The following is a 524-nucleotide window of genomic DNA, read 5'->3' as shown; positions in this document are numbered from 1 at the left end:
AACAAGATCCGTTTGACAGCGAGTTGCTCAAACATTACGGCATCCGTACCGGTACCGGCGCAACCGCAGGCGCACTCATCGGCCTAGGTTTGGATATTGCCACGCTTGGCGGCTCGCTTGGTTTGGGTACCGCTATCGGCGGACTATTGGGCGGTATTTTGCCCAATGCCCAAGACATCACCGACAAAATCAACGGCCGACAAACCCTGCATATCGATCCGGAAACCCTTACCCTACTCGCCGCACGCGCACTGGATTTGTTGCACGTTTTGCAAACGCGCGGCCATGCGGCTCAATCGCATATTGAACTAAAAGAACGCAAAGCGCCATGGAATGCGGCCAAATTGCCAAGCGAACTCAACAAAGCGCGCAGCAACCGTAAATGGTCTTCGCTCAACACACACCAGCCCGAAGCCAGCCGTAACGAACGCGCGGCCTATGTCGCCACTTTAAGCGAAAAATTAAAAGCTTAGCATTGCCATATAACAAAAAGGCCGTCTGAAACCCAAATGTTTCAGACGGCC

The 524-nt window shown here is 53.2% G+C and carries 1 protein-coding gene; it reads left to right on the top strand.

From position 1 onward, the window contains the following. Positions 1–473: DUF3482 domain-containing protein (locus ACTHUR_RS18025; RefSeq protein ID WP_440400118.1), on the top strand; the 473-nt coding region annotated here is incomplete at its 5' end. Positions 474–524 lie beyond the last annotated feature (51 nt).

The sequence above is a fragment of the Neisseria sp. P0021.S007 genome (genome assembly GCF_051956855.1).
Note: the sequence above shows the minus strand (reverse complement) of the source record. Positions and strands in the feature narration are given on the sequence as shown.